3 protein-coding genes are annotated in these 5,024 nt (G+C 46.5%); all 3 read right to left on the bottom strand.

What is annotated here, in order from left to right:
* Positions 1-183 precede the first annotated feature (183 nt).
* Complete coding sequence (locus tag RBT11_20480; protein ID MDX9789161.1) at positions 184-1,992, bottom strand: acyl-CoA dehydrogenase; 1,809 nt, start codon at positions 1,990-1,992, stop codon at positions 184-186.
* Between the two features lie 497 nt (positions 1,993-2,489).
* Positions 2,490-3,614, bottom strand: coding sequence for an NADH:flavin oxidoreductase (locus RBT11_20485; protein ID MDX9789162.1), 1,125 nt, complete (start codon positions 3,612-3,614; stop codon positions 2,490-2,492).
* A gap of 100 nt (positions 3,615-3,714) precedes the next feature.
* On the bottom strand, positions 3,715-5,024 hold a 1,310-nt coding region (locus RBT11_20490), incomplete at its 5' end, for a Xaa-Pro peptidase family protein (GenBank protein MDX9789163.1).

Consider the following 5,024-nt stretch of genomic DNA (forward strand, 5'->3'; position numbering starts at 1 on the left):
AAGAACCATATTCATTCAGACGACAGAATCCGTGAGACCCAACAGAAAATTTCCAAGGCGACACAGGGTCAAACAACATCGATTTTTCTATGAATACAAAACAAATTGTTAAGGAAACGGCATTGGTCCTAAACTGACATAACGGAAGCCGCTACACCAAAAGGGCATGAATAAATCAATCGCTTATTTACAGCCAAAAGCCTCGTCGGAAATCGTAAGCGCCGCAGTGCATGCATCCATGATGATCCCCATGCGTGCCAAAGTCGTTGGCAGCACGGTTCTAATAAAGTTTTCAGCCGACTCAATCTGGCCCCGGTAGAATGCCTGATCCAGAATATTTTCTTCTTCCATCAATTTTCGGCTCGCGACGGTGGCCCTCCAGAGAAGCATCCATGCCATAATGACATCTCCGGTCACATCCATGAAAGGAGATGCATAAAGGTAAGCATGTTCGATATCAGGCCCCTTTGCGGTATTAACTAAATGCGACACAACCGCCTCCAGTTTCTCCACGGCGTTTCTCACTTTCTGAGCAAACACATCTATTCCCGCTATTTCTTTGGCCGTATCGACAGTCCTCCAAACCTCGCTCATAAAATCCCTGAAAAGCCGGCCCCCTTTGAGCATGAGCTTTCGGCCCATCAAATCAATAGCATGAATTCCGTTGGTCCCCTCATAGATGGTCAAAATCTTAACATCCCTCACCAACTGCTCCACCGGATAATCTTTAATATATCCGTATCCGCCAAAAATCTGCATGCCGAGGTTGCATATCTCCACAGCCCGGTCTGTCACATAGCTTTTTGCGACAGGAATCAGAAAATCTACCAGATTCTGAAATTTTTCCTTCTCTTCCGAACTTTTGGAAACCGCTTTTTTATCTTCGCAATTCGCAATATAATAAAGCAAGCTACGCGTTCCCTCGGTGTACATCTTCATGATCATCAGCATTCGCCTGATGTCTGGATGGTTAATGATGGAGATCGGCGACGGGTCTTTGGTGCCCAGCCGGGAACCCTGGAAGCGGTTCCTCGCATGCTCCAGAGCGTAAAGATAGGCAGAACACGCCATGGACATCCCTTGCATACCAATTATCTGCCTGAAATGATTAAGCATGACGAACAAAGAACTTAACCCTTTGTTTTCAGGCCCTAATAATGTTCCGATACATTCCCCCCTGCCGCCCATCGTCATGGCACAACTGGGAGCACTATGCTGTCCCATCTTCTTTTCGATCCCGGTACAGTAAACGTCGTTTCTCTCCCCAAGGCTGCCGTCGCTGTTAATTCGAATTTTAGGTACAAGAAAAAGGGATACACCTCGGGCACCCGAGGGAGCGCCTTTTATTCTACCCAATACCACATGAATAATGTTATCGGTCAGGTCCTGATCCCCGTAAGTGATAAATATTTTATTTCCGGTGAGGGAAAAGGTTCCGTCCGAATTTCTGGTTGCGGTGGTTTTTAAATGCGATAAATCCGAGCCGGAATCCGGTTCGGTCATCATCAAGCTGCAAGCCCATTCTCCGGAGTAGAGTTTTTCAAGATAGAGCTTTCGTTGATGTTCAGAGCCAAACATCTCTATCAACATGCCAGGGCCGTGGATCAGAAGCACAAGAAACATTAATCCCATGTTTGCCCCAACCATATAGTTTCTCGCTGCCGTGGCGACAGTGGCCGGCATCCCCTGCCCGCCAAATTCCCGCGGGCGATCGATAGCGAACCAGTCCCCCTCTTTTAATGCCTGCCAGGCGCGTTTGAACTCATTTGGTGTAATTACGTGGTTATTTTCATACTTGCAGCCGATTTCATCGCCTATTTTCAGGGTCGGAAAAATTTCTCGAACGGCCATATCCCTGGCCGTCGAAATGATCAAATCCACCATTTCTTTGTCAAAATCTTCATATAGCTGATGTTGGCTCAAGTTCGCCACTTCAAGTTGTTCATGAAGCACGAAATCAATGTCTCTACGATCGGAAATAACCTGCGCCATAAAAATTCTCCTTTAAAACACTTCTTGATTCACCGGCCACCCGGCAGACAAAAACAAAGAATCTGCACACATGAAATTCGCAGCATCATCGATACTCCTCTATTGTACACCGCCACCTTTCGGGTATGGACTGAGGTGCCTGGCGCACTCAACAGAATCGAAGCGGCAAATACAACCAAACACATCATGGGGCACGATCAGACTACAAAATCAAATAAAGCCGACCGCACCTACTGATGATGCTATACAAACCACTATATTTGCTATATATTCAAGCTACAATCTATTATCAATGCATCTATACGGTACATTTTTCACCAATTGTACTATAATAATTTTCCTGAAAATCCTATTTTCGATTTAAGGAACCCGTTTTTTCAGGAGAATGTCTTTTAATAGTTGGTCGTTCGGGCTGCCAATGCCAATTATCAGGGCAGAAAAGCCTTGGAAAATAATGGGGAACTTGTGCTAAATGGAAACGTTAAGCGCTTATGAATTCAGCGTGGTGAATTTAGAACCTTGTTGCGTAGCCGTTCTTCAACCACACAGCAGATACCCTTTCCCTCTATTGCCGGCTGAAAACAGAGGTTGTCGGATTCGCATGCTGCTTTATTCCTATCACCGGTTTTCCATCGTTTGATCAGTTTCGGCTCCCGAATAAAGGGGCGACTCATGGAAATCAAGTCCGCGACGCCATTTACCACCAGTCTTTCCGCAACATCGAAAGATCGGATGCCGCCCACAAGTATAACTGGTATGTTGATTTTTTTCTTGAACACCATAGCCGCCTCTTGAAAATAGGCTTCTTTATCTGGTGATGAAATCCCCAGACGAGAAGGAATCAGTTTTCCTGAACCGAGCGTGCCACCGCTAAGTTCGATGGCATCCAGAGACGCTTCGACAAGCATCTCGCCGACCCTAACGGATTCCTCTAACGTCATTCCGCCTGCCCAAAAGTCTTCTGAATTCATCTTGATCAAAATCGGGTAGCCTGGACCTGTGACTTCACGGATGGCGGTAACAATTTCCAGCAAAATCCGCGCACGGCTTTCAATTGAGCCGCCATACTTATCGGTTCTTTTATTATATCGGGGGGCCAGAAACTGGCTTAACAGGTACCCATGTGCACCGTGTATCTCCACACCGTCAAAACCGGCCTTTTGAGCCCTCCGGGACGCATGACTAAATGCCGAAACGAGTTCGTTGATATCGTCTTGGCTAAGATCTTTATGGGTTTCAGTTGTATATTTTTCAGTATGAGAAACCGCCATTGGCATAAGCCCTGTTAAATTCGAATGGGTGAAGCATCCAGCGTGAGCAAGCTGCATAACGATCCTGCCGCCACGACGGTGCACCGCCTCGACCATTTTTTGCAGTCCGGGAATCAGTTCATCTTTATAGATACCCAATTGCCCAATTCCGGCTTTGCCATCCGGGCGAATATAAGCGTGCCCGGTGATAATCAGACCAACTTCTCCTGCTGCCAATTCAGCCATCATTTCTACTAGTTTTGGTGAGCATTCCCCATCCTCGAACGCGCAGCCCTCCCATGTAGCCGACCGGACAAAGCGATTAGAAAGACGCATGCTGTTGATTGTCTCTGTTTCAAACAATTTAGACATCCCGTTTCTCCATTAACTCAAATTTACTGGAAAGTAATAGTTTCTTTTGCCGGGGGAGGTAGGATTGTTTTATAGTCGGTATCAATCACAGCGCAAGGCATCAGCAGATCAGTATCTCGACCGGAACCTTTGAAATAAGGCGGGTGCCGGTTTCAGTTACCAGGAAAACGCTTTCAACGCCAACCATGAATTCATCCTTAACCACAAGCTTGGGTTCCAGGGCAAAGGTCATACCCGGTGTGAGTAAAATGTGTTTTCCCCTGGCCAGTATCGGCGGTTCCACCAATTCCATCCCAATCCCATGGCCTACAAACGTCGTCTGATATCCCTCGGGTCCCAAATAGGATTCCTGATACCCCTTGCGCTGTGCCACCGAAAGCCCAAACTCAAATATCTCGTGGGCGCTCATTCCGGGTTTTAGTTTTTCCAATATGGCATTGTGAATCTCAATGGCTGCTTTACTCGTATCTAAAGCCTTTTGGGGCATAGCACCAATGGCGAACATTCGGGTTTCATCCATATGGTACCCATATATAGCAGAGGCAAAGTCTACGAGGATTGGTTCGTTTTTTTTAAATCTCTTCCACCCGGGTCCGCATGGAAACGCTGCCGACGTCCCGGCGCCACTCGCCGGTGAATCCAACGGGCCCAGCATGGCGCTGTTTTCGCCGCTCAACACGTGGCCACTATACCCCCCATGTGACAGAAAATCGCGTTTGTGTGTCTTTCCATGATGGCCATATTTCCTTGAAAACGCCTCGCCCATGCCGGCAAGCTCAATTTCACTCATCCCGGGTCTGATCACAGATTTCATGAACACAAAGGTTTTTTCTGATATCGTGGCGACCTTGCTCATCTGCTCAATTTCCCAAGACGACTTAATCATCCGGGTTTCCAGAATCAAAGCAGATCCGTCTACTATCGAACAGTCCGGAAATAGTTTACGATAGAAATTAAAATCCTTTACGGGAAGAATATCCAACTCAAATCCGATGGTTTCACCGATTCCGCCATAATAATCAAAAATTCTTTCGGGTACCTCCTTAACAGACTTAATTTCAATCACATTTTTAAGGGGTGATTCCTTAATCGCCCGGGGGTGATATTGTTTTACCATCAGCAGCGAATCCCCAGCAGCCGGAATATAAAGAACCCCGTTTTGCGCAGTGCCTGAAAAATAGAACAAGTCCACTTGTTGAATCACAACAAGACCGTCAATCTCGTTATCTTGTAGCTTTTGTTGAATTACTTTAATACGATTCTCTATTTCGACAGCTGGAATGTCGAAATGACAACCCAAAATTGACCCCCTGCGATAACCCAATTTTGACCCCCCTATCGTTAAATAAAAAGCCCTCATTACTGTCTCTATTTCAGGAAGGGGCTGTTTTTGCGTGATGGGAGGGGCTG

Source organism: Desulfobacterales bacterium (assembly GCA_034003325.1).
GTDB lineage: Bacteria > Desulfobacterota > Desulfobacteria > Desulfobacterales > JAFDDL01 > JAVEYW01.